Source organism: Sphingomonas cannabina (genome assembly GCF_021391395.1).
GTDB classification, from domain to species: Bacteria; Pseudomonadota; Alphaproteobacteria; order Sphingomonadales; family Sphingomonadaceae; genus Sphingomonas; species Sphingomonas cannabina.
The window spans coordinates 1,042,489-1,057,100 of sequence record NZ_CP090059.1 but is presented as its reverse complement, the minus strand read 5'-3'; the positions used below and the strand labels follow the sequence as shown (position 1 = coordinate 1,057,100).

The 14,612-nt window shown below is 66.2% G+C and carries 14 protein-coding genes; 7 read left to right on the top strand and 7 right to left on the bottom strand.

Annotated features, from left to right (window positions below):
- Positions 1-69: 69 nt before the first annotated feature.
- The 3 genes from LZK98_RS05250 to LZK98_RS20680 form a co-directional block, all read right to left on the bottom strand.
- Complete coding sequence (locus tag LZK98_RS05250) at positions 70-594, bottom strand: Lrp/AsnC family transcriptional regulator (protein ID WP_233785348.1); 525 nt, start codon at positions 592-594, stop codon at positions 70-72.
- Positions 595-1,312: 718 nt separating this feature from the next.
- Entirely contained in the window at positions 1,313-1,792 is a 480-nt protein-coding gene (locus LZK98_RS05245; protein ID WP_406693893.1) for a DNA -binding domain-containing protein, read from the bottom strand.
- Positions 1,793-1,904: 112 nt separating this feature from the next.
- Complete coding sequence (locus tag LZK98_RS20680) at positions 1,905-2,027, bottom strand: transcriptional regulator domain-containing protein (protein WP_406693891.1); 123 nt, start codon at positions 2,025-2,027, stop codon at positions 1,905-1,907.
- 338 nt (positions 2,028-2,365) lie between these two features.
- On the opposite strand from LZK98_RS20680, the gene LZK98_RS05240 reads away from it, so the two are divergent.
- The 7 genes from LZK98_RS05240 (at position 2,366) to LZK98_RS05210 (ending at position 8,007) form a co-directional block, all read left to right on the top strand.
- Positions 2,366-3,115, top strand: coding sequence for a LuxR family transcriptional regulator (locus tag LZK98_RS05240; RefSeq protein WP_233785346.1), 750 nt, complete (start codon positions 2,366-2,368; stop codon positions 3,113-3,115).
- Positions 3,116-3,193: 78 nt separating this feature from the next.
- Positions 3,194-3,814 (top strand): acyl-homoserine-lactone synthase, encoded by a 621-nt coding sequence (locus LZK98_RS05235; protein ID WP_233785345.1) that lies wholly within the window; start codon positions 3,194-3,196, stop codon positions 3,812-3,814.
- 17 nt (positions 3,815-3,831) lie between these two features.
- Positions 3,832-4,707: a phytanoyl-CoA dioxygenase family protein gene (locus LZK98_RS05230; RefSeq protein ID WP_233785344.1), complete on the top strand. Its 876-nt coding sequence runs from the start codon at positions 3,832-3,834 to the stop codon at positions 4,705-4,707.
- Positions 4,704-5,315: a GntR family transcriptional regulator gene (locus LZK98_RS05225; protein WP_233785343.1), complete on the top strand. Its 612-nt coding sequence runs from the start codon at positions 4,704-4,706 to the stop codon at positions 5,313-5,315. Before LZK98_RS05230 ends, LZK98_RS05225 begins: the two co-directional genes overlap by 4 nt.
- 111 nt (positions 5,316-5,426) lie before the next feature.
- Positions 5,427-5,546: a benenodin family lasso peptide gene (locus LZK98_RS05220; protein WP_233785342.1), complete on the top strand. Its 120-nt coding sequence runs from the start codon at positions 5,427-5,429 to the stop codon at positions 5,544-5,546.
- Between the two features lie 50 nt (positions 5,547-5,596).
- Entirely contained in the window at positions 5,597-6,262 is a 666-nt protein-coding gene (locus LZK98_RS05215; RefSeq protein ID WP_233785341.1) for a lasso peptide biosynthesis B2 protein, read from the top strand.
- Positions 6,262-8,007: an asparagine synthase-related protein gene (locus LZK98_RS05210; RefSeq protein ID WP_233785340.1), complete on the top strand. Its 1,746-nt coding sequence runs from the start codon at positions 6,262-6,264 to the stop codon at positions 8,005-8,007. The genes LZK98_RS05215 and LZK98_RS05210 overlap by 1 nt, the downstream gene beginning before the upstream one ends.
- Here LZK98_RS05210 and LZK98_RS05205 read toward each other — a convergent pair.
- From LZK98_RS05205 to LZK98_RS05190, 4 genes are all read right to left on the bottom strand, one after another.
- Positions 7,961-10,114 (bottom strand): Atxe2 family lasso peptide isopeptidase, encoded by a 2,154-nt coding sequence (locus LZK98_RS05205; RefSeq protein ID WP_233785339.1) that lies wholly within the window; start codon positions 10,112-10,114, stop codon positions 7,961-7,963. The two genes, LZK98_RS05210 and LZK98_RS05205, sit on opposite strands and share 47 nt — an antisense overlap.
- Positions 10,108-12,669, bottom strand: coding sequence for a TonB-dependent receptor (locus LZK98_RS05200; protein ID WP_233785338.1), 2,562 nt, complete (start codon positions 12,667-12,669; stop codon positions 10,108-10,110). Before LZK98_RS05200 ends, LZK98_RS05205 begins: the two co-directional genes overlap by 7 nt.
- A gap of 99 nt (positions 12,670-12,768) precedes the next feature.
- Positions 12,769-13,800, bottom strand: a complete 1,032-nt coding sequence (locus tag LZK98_RS05195) for a FecR family protein (protein ID WP_233785337.1) — start codon at positions 13,798-13,800, stop codon at positions 12,769-12,771.
- Positions 13,800-14,399 (bottom strand): RNA polymerase sigma factor, encoded by a 600-nt coding sequence (locus LZK98_RS05190; protein ID WP_233785336.1) that lies wholly within the window; start codon positions 14,397-14,399, stop codon positions 13,800-13,802. The genes LZK98_RS05195 and LZK98_RS05190 overlap by 1 nt, the downstream gene beginning before the upstream one ends.
- Positions 14,400-14,612 lie beyond the last annotated feature (213 nt).

Sequence of the window (14,612 nt, the reverse complement as noted above, 5' to 3'; positions counted from 1 at the left end):
AGAATTTCATCACACTTCACCTGCTTTTCGACGCTTTTCATCAACCGCAGCGGGGCATGGAAGAAAAATCTACGCCGATTCGCTTCTGGACGACGAATTTCGGCCGCTGTTCCCGAACAGGATCGGCGGCGCCGTCCGCTGCGCCACCTGGCGCATTACGAAGCTGCTGCGGATGCGCGCGACATGCGGCAGCGTCGAGAGCTCGCTGCGATAGATCCGGTCATAATCCTCGAACGATCGGACGTGCACGATCATGACGAAGTCGGTGTCGCCCGATACGAAGCTGCAGAACGACATCGAAGGGCAGCGCACCACCGCCGTCTCGAATTCGTTGAGCACCTGCTCGGCCTGCGAGCTCAGCTCGATCGCGACCAGTACGACAATGTGGAGACCGAGCCGCCCGAGGTCGAGGTCGGCGTTGTACCCGCGGATCGCTCCCTGCTCTTCCAGGATCTTGCGCCTCCGCGCCGCGGCGGTACTCGACAGATGGACGCGCTCTCCCAGCGCGACGTCGGACACGCGTCCGTCGACGGATAGCTCCTGGAGAATGCGGTAATCGGTAGCGTCCAGCGGCTCACTAACGGATTCGATCACAAAACTCCCCTTTCTTGTTGCAAGTGGAGAAATACCCCGCTGAGGCTGTTGCAAAAGGGCGGGAAGCGCAACCGCATTGCTGATACCCTTCACTTCGCAACTGCAGCATGCCGCGGGACAGGATGAGATCGGCGCTTCGATCGAATCGATAGCAAGTCCGCTGAATATTTCGGTCCAGGTATCTTCCTTCCTGTCTCATGGATCATTAGAAATATTTGGAATCTAAAAACTACAAGAGAATATATGCGCGAAAGCGAGGCGGAACGGATCCGTGTATTGCTTGCGGAAGGCGGGGTTACAGCTCAAGTCTTACCGAATGCAAGTCATGATGAAGGTTTTAGGATCGTCGCTCCAGGCGTCGAATGGAACGTTGTGGAAGCCGCGTTGGACAAGCACGGTTATCGCTCAATGGCCCGTGACGAAGGGGCGGAGTAATGAGTGAGACCACCGTCTTGGCATACGCCGACGCATCCATCGATCTCGTGCTAGGAGCTTGATGCATGCTGGAGGTGGCAGCCGCGATCGCATCACAGGCGGTGTCGGAGCAATCTTTGCTGGCGTCGCCGCTATACGGATTGCCGACGCATGGAAGATTTGGGCGGGGCGCTGCGATCCAAAGAACCCGAACTTTCGGCCGCCCTCCTTGAGACGGAAGCTCTGACAACTGTGGCATTGAGGTGCATAATCATCTCTCGAGCCTCGAGCCCCCTTACATTTCTTATCGCGAAGTCCGACCATGCCGCATTAGCGAGCGATAGCCGCCTCGCGCCATTGCTCCCGCACCGCGTACTAACCGCCGCACGCGCGAGCGCACCCAATCCGATCGACTTTTCCAATCGCCGACATGTCCGGCACCGAGCAGGACCTCGGCGATCTCGCGTTGGCTCGCGCCCGCTGCGAGCGCATCGTGGACGCGCAATAACACCAGCCAACGAGCAATGTATGGATCGCGCGGAAACAGCGAGGCGGCAAAGCGGTGATGCTCGACAAGGTCGAGGAAGCGCCTCAGCGGCAGCAACCGCGGGCGAGCACTGACCAAGCCTTGCAGTCGATAGAGGAGGAGGACCCGCCCACCCCGGGCGAGGCTCCCCGTTTCGACGTCTAGGCGGATGTGATGCCAACCGTCCGAGAGAACAGCGTGCTCCCGCCCGTCGGGACCGGCCACGACCGTGAGCCAAGGCGCAAGCTCCTCCAGCATAACGTGATCCGAATCGGCGCAATCGGCAGAAACGACCACCACATCGAGCGTGCCCGGATCGAGATCGGCACGCCAAATAATACGCGCCTCGGGGGCGTGGCGAGCCGGCTCCTCAGCGAAAGTGAAGGCCCCATCGCGAAGGATCGGGACCGATGCCGGATACACCGCGCGTCGCGACGCTCGCGCGAGCATGCCAAGCGATATAGTCCGGATCGCGGCGCAGCCATTCCCACATAAGTCCGGCTCGATCGATACGAGCGAGGCGCGCGTAGTCCGCGGGATCGCGCCAATCGGGCGTCCCCTTATCAGACGGCGAGATCACTACCTGTTCCGTGCCGCGAAGCAGCGGGACTTCGCGCCAGGGCGCGATCCGTGGCGTAGCAACCGGCAATCACCGTATAGCAGGCTCTGCCGCCGGTTTCTTTTCGCTAGCCAGCTATGATATGTTGATTTCGTGACATGAGTCGCCGGACGGCAGCGTGAGAAACCGCCGTTCGGTCGGCACGCAGCGATAAGGGCGATCGCGGGATCCCCGGCGGCCTGAGACACCGCCTGCGGTCGGCATGCGAGCCGATGGACATACATCTGACGGCGATGCAGCTCATCCGCATCGTCGAGGGGGTCCGCAGCGTCGACGACATGACGGCCGCGATGGCGATCGTGGCGGCGCGGCTGGGCTTTCAATATTTCGCGCTTAGCCACCACGTCGATGTCGCCGCGGTGGGCAATGCCATCCGCATCCACAACTATCCGGCACGGTGGGCCGACTATTATGACCGGCAGGCGCTGGGCGTCTCCGATCCTGTCCACCGTGCCAGCCATGTGACCAGCGTTGGCTTCTGCTGGTCGCGCATGCCTCAGATGATTCCACTGACCGCCAAGGACCGACGCGTTCTCGCGCTTGGGCGCGAGGAGGGAATCGGCGACGGCTTCACCGTGCCGGCGCATGTGCCCGGCGAGGCCCGCGGCTCCTGCTCGTTCGCCAACGAAGCGAACCAGCCAATGCCGCAGGACATGCTGCCGGTTGCGCAGCTTGCCGGTGCCTTCGCGTTCGAAGCCGCGCGGCGCCTGTGGACCACGCGTGGGCATCTGCCGATACCGCCGCCGCCCGCGCTCACCGACCGGCAACGCGAATGCGTGCTGTGGGCGGCGCGCGGCAAGGGCGACTGGGAGATCAGCCGCATCCTGGGCGTCAGCGAGGAAACAGTTGCCCGGCACGTCAAGATGGCGTGCGAGCGTTACGATCTGAGCAAGCGGACATCGCTGATCGCCCGGGTCCTGTTCGACGGAACGATCACCTTCAGCGATATTTTCGGCCGCTGATATTACCCTTTTCCGGAATAGCACCGCTTCGCCGTCCCGGCCGATCCTTGATCCGACCACGGTCAGGGAGCCCGAGCCATGCTGCATGTGCTTCAGTTCGATGCGCAGCCCACGCCGGACGGCGTGCTTCGTGCAATGTTCGCCGCGCGCAAGCGTGTATTCGTCGATCTGCTGAAGTGGGACGTGCCGGTCCTCGACGGCAGATATGAAATTGACCAATTCGACGACGAGCACGCCTGCTATCTGGTGCTCACCGATCACCGGGGTGGTCATCTCGGTTCGGCACGGTTGCTGCCGACCACCCGACCACACCTCCTCGACAGCCTCTACGATCACCTGTGCTCCGTCACGCCTCCGCGCGGGGGAGACATATGGGAAGTGAGTCGGTTCTGCCTCGACCGCGGCTTGCGGGCATCCGAGCGCCGCGCCGTGCGCGACACGCTGGTGATGGCGCTTGCCGATCATGCGTTCGCCAACGGTATCGCCCGCTACACCGCGATCGCCGAGATGGGCTGGTTCCAGCAGATTCTCACGTTCGGCTGGCGATGCCGGCCGCTCGGCCTGCCACAGATGACTGGCGGCGCAACGCTCATCGCGCTCGACATTGAGATCACCGCCGAAACGCCTGGCCTTCTCGCTGCCGCCGGCATTGTCGCGCGGCCTATGCTCTTCGCCGGCGCCGGTCGCGCCGCCGCCTGATGCGCAGAGGGCCGAACATGACCAACGCCCACGACGATATCGTCGCCGCATGGTGCACCGAGCTCCGGTGCGAGGGCTGGTGCATCATCCCCGATGCGCTGCCGCCGGCAACGATCGCCGCGCTAGATGCCGACCTTGCCGAGACCTTCGAACGTACGCCGTTCTGCAAGGGCGGCTTCTATGGCGCGACCACCAAAAGGTTTGGACGGCTGCTGGCGCGATCCGCCCACGCCGCTGCGCTCGTCCAGCATTCTGTCATTCTCGGCATCACCGAGGCGATCCTCAGTCCCTGGTGCGATTGCATCCAACTCAACACGACACAGGCGATCGCCGTCCATCCTGGTGCGCCCGCGCAGTTTCCGCACCGGGACCAAGACATGTGGGCAGCCCCCAAGGGCGAGATCGAATATCTGGTCAACGTGATCTGGCCGCTCACGCCGTTTCGCGCCGAGAACGGCGCGACACGGATCTGGCCGCGTAGCCACGGAGCGCAGGCGCTTCTGCCCGAACCTGACCGCGCGCCGGTCGCTGCCGAGATGGCGCCCGGATCGGCAGTCGTGTTCCTCGGATCGACCCTGCACAGCGCAGGAGCGAACGAGAGCGGTGAAGTTCGCCGAGGAGTCGTGGTCGGCTACTCGCTGGGCTGGCTCAAACCTTATGAAAACCCCTGGCTCGCCTATCCGCCGGAGGTCGCCCGGCGCTTGTCACCTGAGCTTGCCGCCCTCGCCGGCTACCGTCAGCATCGTCCCAATCTCGGGAATTTCGAGGGACAATGCCCGTCGGTGCTGCTCGGTGACTATGCCGGCGAGCCGCTTGCCGCCGTGGATGCACTGCGACCCGACCAGCAGGCAATGATCAATGCCTACGCCGAAGAACAGGCTGATGTCCGATGAACTCCGGAGCAACCGCCGAACGCGTCTATGATGCAGTCAAGCGGCGGATCCTGTCCGGTATCTATCGGCCAGGAGAACGGATCGATGCAGCGGCGCTGGCGCAGCAGCTGAGCAGCAGCGCCACCCCCGTTCGCGACGCGCTTCACCTTCTCGCCGGCGAGCGCCTGATCGAGACGCGGGCTGGCGACGGCTTCCATGTCGCGCAACTCGACACGCCAGCGCTGCGCGATCTCTACGCCTGGAGCGGTCAAATTCTGCTGCTGGCGCTCAGGAAATGGAATACGGCTGCCGCAGGAATACCGGGCTCCGATGGCTTACCCGCCGAGGCAGGCGAACGCGTCGGCACCGCCTTCGCTTATATCGGATCATGCACCGGCAATTCGGAGTTTCAACGAGAGATCAGCTCGGTCAATGATCGCCTTTACGCGGCTCGCATGTGCGAGTCGCTCCTGTTCAAAGATTGGCACAAGGAAATCTCCGAAATCGAAGCCGCACTGGCGCGCGGAATTGCCTCAGAGTTGCGTCGACTTGTCCTGAGTTACCATCGGCGTCGGCAACGTTCGTTGATGGAGATCGCTCGGATTCTTCATAAATCCGTCGGGACCTGAGGATCACCGGGCCAACATTCGACATATATCCGGATTATATACTTCGTGTATCTTCGCGGACTGCGTACTCTCTCGAGGCTGCGTCACGTGCAGCACAGCAGGAGAGCAGTTATGGAACGCGAAGATGATGTGATCGAGCTCGGCACCGCGAGCATCGAAACCAAGGGCAGCGTGGGCCTGCCGATCGACCTCCGGAACGGCCAGGAGCCGTTCGGCCTTGCCAACGACTGATCTCGACGCGCGGCCCGGCCGGGCCGCGCGTCTCTTTCCGGTGCCGCCCCATGTCCTTTGGCCTTCGCCCCGGCGTCTCCTTCTGCCGTGCCGACGATCGCCTGGTCTTTCTCGACCTTTCCGCCGACCGTTACTTCTGCCTGTCCGAGCCGATCGAAAGAAGCTTCGCCCGGCTGGTCGAACGCGGTCACGGCGATGTTTCGTCCGACCTTATACCCCTGCGCCGTAGCGGCATCCTGACCGAGCAGCCGGGATGCGCGCCGCTCGCACCGTGCACGCCTCCGCAAGTTCCCGAAGCGAGCCTGCTCGATGCGCCGCTCCCGCATGTCAGCACGCCGTCGATATTGGCGGCGCTGGGCAGCCTCGCGAGCAGCCGCACGCGATTGAAGTTGCTGGGTCTTCGCCGGTCTCTGGCAGCGATCGGCCGCGGCAAGGCAAAGCTCCGTGAGCCCGGTGAGGCGGAGGTATCGAAGCGGCTGCTTCGGACGGTCGCTGCATTCCGAGGCGCGGAAGGCATCGTCAGCGCCCTCGACAATTGCCTGACCCGATCGGTCGCGGTGTCCGGACGGCTGCTCAGGCAAGGCGTATCGACGAACGTGGTCATCGGCGTCCGGCTAGGGCCGTTCAATGCCCATTGCTGGGTCCAGCGCGAGGGCTACCTGGTGAACGACCGGTTCGACATGGTCCGCATGTTCACGCCGATCCTGGTGATCTGATGCGCACCCGCTACGCCGCCGCGATCTTCCCGGGCGGATCTGCGCAGGCAGAACCGGCGAGAACCGGGATCGAAGCGGCGCTTCCAGCATCGTTCTCGCTCGTTTTCGGCGCCGGCGGCGTCCTTCTGTTCAGCGATCGTCCGGAGAGCTGCCTCAGGTTGCCGGGTGCGGCCATCGTCGGAGAGATCTTCGCGCGCGGTGAGGCGAAACCGTGCCGGTCGTTGGGTCCCGACACATCGATCGCCATCGAACGCTCGTGCGGCGAAACGCTCGTCGAGGCCTACTGGGGTGCCTATGTCGCCGTCGTCATCAATTCCAGCGGTGCAACAACCCTGGTGCGCGCGCCCTTCGGCGACCTCGGCTGCTATTACCTTCGCTCCGGCGCTGCCCTGCTCGTCGCGTCCGATCTCCCGCTGCTGTGCGCGATCGCCAATGTTGAACGCCGCCTCGATGTCCCGGCTCTCGCACGCCACATCGCCTATCCCGAATGGCGTTCGCACGAGACCTGTCTCAGCGAGGTGTCGGAGCTGCGCGGCGGCGACAGCCTGCGGATCACACCTGACGGGATCACGCCGCGGGCGATCTGGTCGCCTTGGCGGTTCGTTGCCGAGGAGCTGCAGATCGACGATCCGCACGACGCTGCCCGGCGCGTGTGTGATGCGATACAGCTCTCCGTCAGGGCACGGACAAGGAACAGGACATGCCTGCTCCTGCTTTCGGGCGGCCTCGATTCTGCGATCGTCGCGGCGGTGCTCGCCGAGGCAAATGCCGATTTCAGCGGTCTCAATCTGATCGCGAATGACGCCGCAAGCGACGAGTGGCGCTACGCGAGCCTGGCTGCCCAATCCCTCGGAATCGACCTCGAGTGCCGCCGCTTCGCGCTGGACAAGATCGACGTTCGCCGTTCCGGCGCCGCGGAGATGCCCTACCCGGTGCATCGCTGCTTCACTCAGGCGCTCGACGACATCGCGATCGAAGTGGCCGAAGCCCGGGGCGCCGAGTTGATCGTCGACGGCGGCGGCGGCGACAATGTGTTCTTCGGCTTGCGCAGCGTCAGCATTCTCGCCGATTGCCTGCTCACGAGCGGCTTCGATCAACGCTTCTGGATCGCGGCGCGCGCGCTCGGCGACCTCGCCCAAACGGGAACGGCGACCTTGCTGCGTAGGACGATTGCGCGCGCCTGGTTTCGCTCACGTCCGCCCCATCTCGCGCCGAACCTCGCCTTCCTGTCCGCGGATGCCAAGGCAGCCGCGTTGGCGCGTGAGCGCCACCCCTGGTTCGCGCCGCCGCCAGGCGTGCTGCCGGGACGCGCCAGCCATATCGCCCTGCTGGCGCCGGCGCAGAACCTCGTCGAGGCATTGCAGGCGCAGGCGCGCTATCCGTCAATGTCTCCCCTGGTCAGCCAACCGGTCGTCGAAACGTGCCTGCGCGTCCCGAGCTGGTCATGGATCGCCCCAGGCCGAAACCGCGCGGCGGCACGCCGGGCCTTCGAGACCAGCCTTCCACCCGCAATCATCGACCGCCGCTCCAAGGGGGCACCGACCGGCTTCGTCGCGGCGATCTTCGAGCAGAACCGGTCTGTCATCCGGAACATGCTGCTCGGCGGCGCGCTGGCCGAAGCGGGACTCCTTGACAGGCGCGCCGTCGCCGATGCGCTGGATCATAGCGGGCCGACCCGCGACTTCGGCTTCGTGCGGATCATGGAACTGGTCGACGCTGAGGCCTGGGCTCGCGCGCAGGATTAGCGGCAGCTTCGGGTCGCTGGCGAGCCGCCTCCCGCATCCTGCGCCAGCGCGCATATTGCTCCCCTTTCGCCGAGCCGGCATCTTCCCGCCCCTGCAGCCAGAACGAGAACCAGTCCAAATTGCGCTCGTACACCGCGCGGCGATGCACCGGCTGCCATTTGGTGTGCGCCTCGTCGGGGAAGACGTACATCTCGACGGGCTTGCCCTGCTCACGCAGCGCACTGAACGCCTCGAGCCCAAGCCGGAACTCGACATCCGAGAGCTGCATCAGCAATGGCGTGTCGATCCTCGCCGCATTCTGGGCGAGCGACATATCGCGCCAGAACGCGCGGTCGTCGCTGGTCGCCGAAGGGTAGCCGATGCTCCTCAGCCAGTCCGCCCAGGCGATCCCGCCATAGGTCATCGTGGTGTTGGGCTCGGTGCAGCAGGTGCTCATCGCGGCCGCCGCGAACACTCCCGAATGGATCAGAGCGAAGGCGACCGTGCTCGCCCCATCGCTGAGCCCGGTGATGCCGACCCGCCTGAGATCGGCATAGCCCTGGTCAATCGCCAATCTCACGCCGGTGAGGACGGAGGACAGCAGGCTGCGGCGCTCCGACCAGTCCTTCTGATTGACGGCAATGATCGCATCCCAGCTCTTGAGGTCCGGAAAGGCGGACGCAAAGAACGGCACCCGCTCGACGCTGAGCACGGCGAAGCCGCGCTCCGCCAGCAGGAAGATCGGATATTCGTCGCCGGTCCCTCCGCGCAGGAAGCCGTCGCTATGGTACTGGACGACAACCATCGGCAGGCGCGTTCCGGGCCGATAATCTGGCGGCAGCACCAGATCGCCCCATGCTTCAAGACCATAGGCATTGCGCCACTCAAGACGCCGCACCTGCCCGAGGCGGATGCCAGCGAACTCCGGATTGGGGTCGAACAGCTCGCGGCCAGCCCCGCTCCTGACGTCGATCGCGACCACGCGGCGCGGGGTCCGGCTGTTCTCGCGCGTACAGACGAGCTCGCGCGGCGCCATGACGCAGCCATGGAGCACGTCCTCGGTGCGCAGCACCGCGACCGGCTCCTTAGGCCCCGGTTTCCAGCGATAGAGCGCCATCGTTCCCTTGTTCCAGCCCTCCCTGCGCAGGAACAGCACTGCGCCTTGGTCCCACCAGATCGAGAGGATACCGTTCGAGCATGATGCGCTGCCGCAGCGGATCGTCGTACCCGCCAGCCCGGCCGCCATCAGGACAGATGGTGCCATCGGCGAGGCAGCGTCACGCTCGACCCACGCGCGGCGACCATCGGGCGCGGTCGATGCAGGATCGACCATCCAGCTGGACGGCGGCGCGCTCCTGAGGCGCGCATCGTCCTCCGGCTGAGCCGGGCGGACCTGCCCAGTCGCAAGGTCGGCCGCGAAGACATCGCGCGCGTCGGTGGCGCGCAGCCGCGGTCGCGCCGAGATTTCAGGAGTGACGCGCTCGTCGTACAGCCATCCCCGCTGGCCTTCCGCGTCGATCGCACGCTCAAGCGCCGCCTGATCCTTCTGCGTGCCATAGATCAGGCGCGTGCCATCGCCGCTCCACGCAACCGCGACCACGTCGACCTCCGCCTGCGAAACCGGACGGGCGCTGCTCCCGTCCGCCGCGGCCACCCAGGCCCGGGTCCGGCCGGCGTCGCGGCGCAGATAGGCGAGGCTCCGCCCATCGGGTGACCACACCGGCACGACCACCGCAGTGGCGCCGGCCGGCAGGTAGAACCCCTGCTGGACGTCGACCAGCTTGATGAGCTCGCCGCCGCGGTCGACCGCGCGCGGCGGCGCCGCGCCGCGAATGACGCTCACCACCAGCGCGCGGCAATAGCCGTTGGCGGCGAGGTTCGCCTGGTTGACGACGTACGCGACACGCGTCCCGTCGGGCGATACGGCAAAGGGGCTGGGGCTGGCGAACGAGGCCGAGTCGGGGCTGCCGATCTCGCGCATCTCGATAAGATCGCGCGTGGAGATCGCACGCGCCGGCTGCGACTGCTCCGTCGCGACGGGAAGAATCCCCGTACACGCCGCGCTGGCGGCGGTCGGAGCCGTGGTGGCGGCGAGCGGCGCCAGCAACGCGAAAGCCCCCCTCACCATGACGCGCGCACCTGGAACGCGACCAGCCGCCCGACCGGCGAGTAGTTGGTCGAATCATAGGGCGTGTCGTAGGGAATCGAGACCGCGATCGGATCGGGTTCATCGTTGAACAGGTTCTGGACCGAAAGGGTCAGGTCGAGACCGTCGAACACCGGCGTGATCGCCTCGACCCGGTAGCGCGCGGTCAGGTCGAAGGTGGTCATCCTGTCGATCGAAACCGCCGGATCGAACCGCACGTCGCGCACCCCACCGACATGATTGACTGCCGCGGTCAGCGTCAGCGGTCCGCCCGACCATCCGGCGGTCGCGCGGCCGCGCCAATGCGGCGGATTGAAGATCACGCCGGCGAGCGGCAGGACCGGCTGGTCCGGACTGAGCTGCTGTGTGCTGTCCAGATAGGCAAGGTTGGCCGAGACGGTGAGCGTCTGGTTCGATGCGATCGACGCGCTGTAACTGGCGAGCACGTCGACCCCGCGCGCGGTCTGACGACCTGCATTGACGTTCGCATTGTCGACGATCGCAATCACATGCGCCGGGTCATAGGGCGTGCCGGTCAGGTTGAGGAACGTGCCGGCGCCGGCGATCACCGCAGCCTGGTCCTCCGCGCCCGGATCGAGGGTGATCTGGTCACGATAGATCGGATTGCTCAACGCCTCGCGTCCAAGCGTGATCGGCGCGACGATGCGGTCGTGATAGGCCACGTCGAAATAGCTGATCTCAAGACGTGCCCCGGGGAGGGCGCGCGGATGCAGTGCGAGCGTCGCCGACCAGGTCGTCGCCCGCTCCGGCTTGAGGTCGGGATTGCCTCCAACGATGAGGAGCGCGCCCGACCCCGGAGGCGCACCGGTGGCGCCCAGCGCCGCCGGCGGATAGAGATAGACCGCCCGCGGCTGATACTGCTGATAGAGCGTCGGCGTGCGGAAGGATTTGCCCCAGCTCGCCTTGAAGTCGATATCCGGGCTGACGGACCAGATCAGGCCGAGCTTCGGTGTCACGACGTCGTCGATGCCGGGATAGCGCTCGTAGCGTAGCGCCGCGCTGGCATCGATGCGGTGCACGAACGGCACGTGCTCGCCAGGCCCGATCAGCGGGAGACTGAGCTCGCCGAACCCGTAATAGCTCTCCTGCGCATGCGCCGTGTTGATCGCGGCATTGGCGGCGGAATAGCGCCGGAAGCCGATCGACCGATAGCCGCCGCCGAGCGCCAGTTTCGCGGCGCCGCCCGGCAGCGCAAACAGCTTGCCGCTGCCGCTGAGCTCGAAACCCTGTGCCGTGTTTCGATAGAAGCCCGGCCCCGAATCCCTGCAGGCATCGAGCGCACACTCGACCTGCCGATAATCGACGCGGTCCTTTCCATAGTTGCCGCTGAGCGTGACCTGCCAGTCGTGCGCAAGTTCCAGGCGAAAGGCCGGCGCGATCGCGAAGGCCTTGTCCACCGACGAGAAGGTCGCCCGCCCCTCGTGAAGATCGCCGGTCGGCGTGGTCGGAAAGGTGAGGTCACTCCAGCGGATGTTGTAGAGGCCGTCGATCTCGAACGAGAGCCCAGACCCGAGCGACTGGTGCGCGGTCGCGATGGCACTGTGCTGGCGCATCGCCGGATAAAGGTCGAGACCGGGCGAGCGGCGCGCGGCATAGGAGCGATCGCGCGCACGGATCGCGGTGTTGTCGCCATATTGATAGGCGACCAGTGCCCCGCCGCCTGACCAGCGCGTGCCGGCGAGCGCGCCATATTGCTGCTCGACATTGCCGCCTTCGGTCGACGCCGCGACACGCGCGCTGGCTTCCACGCCCTCATAGTCACGCCGGAGGAGGATGTTCGCCACCCCGGCGACAGCATCGGAGCCGTAGATCGCCGACGCACCGTCGGGCACGACTTCGATCCGCTCTATCGCGCTCAGCGGAATCGCGGAGACGTCTACGCTCTGCTTGACGGCCGTATAGGCGAGCCGGCGGCCATTCAGCAGCGTAAGCGACGCGTCGCTGCCGAGCCCGCGAAGGTTGACCGACGAGCCGCCACCGACATCGACACCGCTCCCGGAGGGGACGTTCATGCCGATCCCCGGGTTCTGCCCGCCGCCGAAGCTCTGCGGAATCGCACGCACGACATCGCCGAGGGTCGCCTGGCCTGCGTCGCGAACCTGCTCCCGATCGATGCCGATCACTGGCGACGCGACCGCAGCACCGCGGATGCGCGAGCCGGTCACCAGGATATCCGAGGTGCTGGCATCGGCGTCCTGCTCCGCGGAGTCCTGCTCGACGATCAGGTCGCCGCCGACCTGCCGTGCTCGCAGGCCCGAGCCGCGCAGCAGCAGTGCAACCGCAACCGCCGGCGTGAATTGGCCCGACAACGCCGGCGCGGTCTTGCCGGCCACCAGCACCGCTGGCGCGATGATGCTGGTGCCGGACGCGACCGCCACCGCGCGCAGCGCGTCGCCAAGCGGCTGTGCTGGAAGGTCATAGGCCTGTTCAGCCACCTGCTGCGCGGGTGCGGGCGCCGCCGCCATCGCCAGCGCTGCGGCGCCGCACATACTCCCGAGAAATCGTCGGACCGTCATCGTCTCCTCCCCCCGGATGCGACGCGCGTTCGCGCGCGTCGTTCGAGGCGGTTGACGACAGCGGGGGAAAGTCGGCCCCCCTTCCCGGTCAGAAAAATCTCAGCTGGGCGAGCCGGCCGGCGAGGCAGAAAGAAGCAGGTTGCCTTCTCGGGTTCGCGTGACCCGCAATCGCAGCGACTGCGCAACGGTCCGCGCGAATCCGGCAGTGTCGCTGGCACGATAGGCGCCGGTGATGCGGAGCTCGGCGATGGCAGGATCAGCGAGGACGATCTTGGTCCCGCTATAGCGGTTGATCTCGGCGACAGCCTCGGCGAGGCGCGTCGCGTCGAACGTCAGCATGCCGGAGGTCCATTGCGCGTCTGCCTTGGCTGCCGCCTGCGGCACGGGCAGCGGCGCCGCGGCGACGAAGGCAATCGTCTGCTGGGGTCGGAGCGTTCTGACCTTGGACGGCGACGGCGTGGCCGATCGCATCGCCTCCGCGTTGCGGACCTCGACGGCGCCGCGCAACAGGGTCACCGTCACTTGCCCGTCGTGAAGGCCGACATCGAACAGGGTTCCCCGCGCGATGACCGCGCCGCCGCCCGCGGCCACGATGAACGGACGGTCCGCCTCATGCGCGACATCGAACCGCGCCCGCCCCTTGAGCAGTTCGAGCCGCCGTTCGCTGGCGCCGAATGCGACGCGAAGCGCGCTGTCGGAATCGAGGGTCACGGTCGAGCCGTCGTCGAGCGCGACCGTGCGGATCGCGCCCACCGGCGCGCTGAATTCGCTCGACCCGGCACCGGTCAGGCCCTGCAGCATCTCCGGCCGTGCGATCGCCAGCCCGATGAAGAGGACGGCCAGCGCCGCCGCGGCCGCCAGCGTATACCCCACCGGCCGGCCGAACCGCCCGTGGCGCCGCTCGGGCAGGTTGCGCGTCTGTCCGAAGCTGGTCTCGGCTAGCAAGCCGGACTGGTTCCAGGCGCGCTCGGCCCGCTCGTACGCTTCGCCATGGCGCGGATCGGCGGCGCGCCAGCGCTCGAACGCCGCCCAATCGACCTCGGCACCGGAGTCATGGATCAGCACCACCCAATCGCGCGCTTCGCGGCGCGCAACCTCGCCTGACTTGGCGCCGCCGCCGAGGTTCGCCATCAGTCTTCGCTCAGCGCGCGGTCGATTTCGGCGATGGCCCGGCTCATCTGCTTGCGGACCGCGCGCACGCTGAGGCCGGTCCGTTCCGCAACTTCGGCATAGCTGTATCCGTCGAGGCGACAGGCCATGAAGATCTCCCGCGTAAGTGGACGCAGGCGCTTCATAGCGGTTTCGAGGCGTTTGATCATGTCCCGCGCCTCGAGGCGATCATGCGGGTCGCCGGTCGCGAGCGATGCGTCGTCGGCCCGGACGTGTGCTGCGGCGTGATGCCTGACCGCAAACTTGGCCCGATCGCGCACGAGGTTAATCGCTATCCGGCTGAGATAGGCCTCGGGCCGGTCGAGCGCGGACAAGAAGGCGGCACCCTTGCGTACCAGCCGCTCGAAGGTCTCGTGGACGAGGTCGCGCGGATCATCACCGCCCGAGCGGCTGGAGAAGAATCGCATCAGCCGTGGCGTCTCGGCGCGATAGAGGTCATCGAGGGAACGCTCGGGAACGACGCGAACGACGCGGTTCTCCGGCGGCAGCGGGTCGCCCTCGGCGAGACGCGCAGTCCCGCACGCGCCGCCGATCTCGTCCGAGGTCAGGTTCAGACGCATGGCCTCACCGGGGCCCGCCCGGCCGAATGTCGCTGCGATCGACGCCTATCCGCCATGTCCGATCCGCCTCCATCTGCGAGGCCGCCGGCGAAAACCGGTGTCGAGAACGCGCCGAAGACATGCGTCGCCCGCATTAGCCGCGAACGGCCTGTACGGATGCGACGGTCACCCGGCCGCACGAGGTGCGCCGGGTCCTGCCTCTCAGGTCGAGGT

What these genes read in the sequence shown, in the direction of transcription:
- LZK98_RS05245 (WP_406693893.1), bottom strand. Translation starts at nt 1,792, where the DNA reads ATGCTGGAGGAGCTTGCGCCTTGGCTCACGGTCGTGGCCGGTCCCGAC.
- LZK98_RS20680 (WP_406693891.1), bottom strand. Translation starts at nt 2,027, where the DNA reads ATGTGGGAATGGCTGCGCCGCGATCCGGACTATATCGCTTGGCATGCT.
- LZK98_RS05240 (WP_233785346.1), top strand. Translation starts at nt 2,366, where the DNA reads ATGGACATACATCTGACGGCGATGCAGCTCATCCGCATCGTCGAGGGG.
- LZK98_RS05235 (WP_233785345.1), top strand. Translation starts at nt 3,194, where the DNA reads ATGCTGCATGTGCTTCAGTTCGATGCGCAGCCCACGCCGGACGGCGTG.
- LZK98_RS05230 (WP_233785344.1), top strand. Translation starts at nt 3,832, where the DNA reads ATGACCAACGCCCACGACGATATCGTCGCCGCATGGTGCACCGAGCTC.
- LZK98_RS05225 (WP_233785343.1), top strand. Translation starts at nt 4,704, where the DNA reads ATGAACTCCGGAGCAACCGCCGAACGCGTCTATGATGCAGTCAAGCGG.
- LZK98_RS05220 (WP_233785342.1), top strand. Translation starts at nt 5,427, where the DNA reads ATGGAACGCGAAGATGATGTGATCGAGCTCGGCACCGCGAGCATCGAA.
- LZK98_RS05215 (WP_233785341.1), top strand. Translation starts at nt 5,597, where the DNA reads ATGTCCTTTGGCCTTCGCCCCGGCGTCTCCTTCTGCCGTGCCGACGAT.
- LZK98_RS05210 (WP_233785340.1), top strand. Translation starts at nt 6,262, where the DNA reads ATGCGCACCCGCTACGCCGCCGCGATCTTCCCGGGCGGATCTGCGCAG.
- LZK98_RS05205 (WP_233785339.1), bottom strand. Translation starts at nt 10,114, where the DNA reads ATGGTGAGGGGGGCTTTCGCGTTGCTGGCGCCGCTCGCCGCCACCACG.
- LZK98_RS05200 (WP_233785338.1), bottom strand. Translation starts at nt 12,669, where the DNA reads ATGACGGTCCGACGATTTCTCGGGAGTATGTGCGGCGCCGCAGCGCTG.
- LZK98_RS05195 (WP_233785337.1), bottom strand. Translation starts at nt 13,800, where the DNA reads ATGGCGAACCTCGGCGGCGGCGCCAAGTCAGGCGAGGTTGCGCGCCGC.
- LZK98_RS05190 (WP_233785336.1), bottom strand. Translation starts at nt 14,399, where the DNA reads ATGCGTCTGAACCTGACCTCGGACGAGATCGGCGGCGCGTGCGGGACT.